The sequence below is a fragment of the Geodermatophilus sp. SYSU D01186 genome (assembly GCF_054050215.1).
In genome coordinates, this window is record NZ_JBJGYW010000075.1 from 1 (window position 1) to 1,326 (window position 1,326).

The 1,326-nt window shown below is 73.8% G+C and carries 1 protein-coding gene; it reads right to left on the reverse strand.

Translation table 11 applies throughout. The features are described from left to right. Nucleotides 1-8: 8 nt before the first annotated feature. A complete protein-coding gene (locus tag ACI784_RS25215) occupies nt 9-1,070 on the reverse strand; it encodes an IS110 family RNA-guided transposase (RefSeq protein ID WP_457015334.1) in 1,062 nt (353 codons plus the stop codon). Nucleotides 1,071-1,326: the final 256 nt, after the last annotated feature.

Consider the following 1,326-nt stretch of genomic DNA (forward strand, 5'->3'; position numbering starts at 1 on the left):
GGACGCTCCTATGCCGCGTCAAGGGCTGAGGGTGGGGTTTCGAGGCGTCGGTAGAGCTCGCGGGCGATGTAGCGCTTGAGGCAGCGTGTGATCTCGCGGTCGGTCCTGCCCTCGGCGCGGCGGCGGTCGGCGTAGGCGCGGGTGCGCTCGTCGCGTTGGAGGCGGGAGAGGGCCACGGTGTGCAGGGCGCGGTTGAGTTGGCGGTCGCCGGAGCGGTTGAGCCGGTAGCGCACGGTCTTGCCCGAGGAGGCCGGGATCGGGGCGACGCCGGCGAGCATGGCGAACGCGGCGTCGTCGCGGCAGCGGCCGGAGTGGGACCAGGCGGTGAGCACGGTGGCGGCCACGATCGGACCCACGCCGGTCAGCTGGAGCAGGTCCGGGCGCCAGGACCGAACCACGGCGCGGATGGCTTGCTCGTGACCGAGCGCTTCGGCTTCGAGGAACCGGATCCGGCGGGCCAGCTCGCGCAGCACGGTCAGCGCGGCGACGGTTTCGATGTCGCCGCTGCCGGCGCCCGGGCGCAGCCGGGTGGCAGTAGTGATCATGGCGCGGGTGGTCTGCCCGCGGAAGCGGGCCCGCACCGGCTCGGGGGCGGTGATGACCAGCGCCAGCAGCTGCCGCTGCGCGGCGGTGGCGGCCTCCACCGCGGCACGCCGGGCGGTCAGGCGCATCTGCAGCGCCGCCCGCTCGGGTCCGGTCTTGGGCTGGGCCAGCCGGGTGCGGGCCAGCGCGTCGCGGGCGGCGCGTTCGGCGTCGATCGGATCGGACTTGGCGCCGGCCCATCGAGCGGGCCGCTTGGGCCGGTCCAGTTCCACGACCAGCTCGTCGGCGTCGGCCAGGTGCCGGGCCAGGCCGGCGCCGTAGCCGCCGGTGCCCTCCATCGCCCAGGCCCGCAGGCCGGCGTGCGCCTCGGCCAGGGCGATCAGTTCGGCGTAGCCGTCCGGGTCGGCGGGCACCGTCGCCCGGGCCAGCACGGCGCCGGTCCGGGCATCGACCACCGCGGCGGTGTGCGTCTGACTGTGGGTGTCGACGCCGATGACGACCTCGACCAGCTCTGCCAGCATGGACATGCGTTCACTCCTCGCCAGATGGGACGCAGCAGGTCCCGGTCCGGTGCGGAGATGGCAGGACTGTGATGGGACACGCCAGCGGCTACTGGCGGTCAAGCTCCTGATCAGGCCAACGTCTCCGGCCGGGCCGGTGCCGGCAGCAGCAGGCGGACAAGTCCGCTCAAAGGCACGAAGCCAGTCAGACCTGGAGTCACACCCACTGCCACCGGCCGTCAGCCCATCACCGATGGACCGACCCGGCCAGGCTCACAGTCAG

What these genes read in the sequence shown, in the direction of transcription:
- ACI784_RS25215 (WP_457015334.1), bottom strand. Translation starts at nt 1,070, where the DNA reads ATGTCCATGCTGGCAGAGCTGGTCGAGGTCGTCATCGGCGTCGACACC.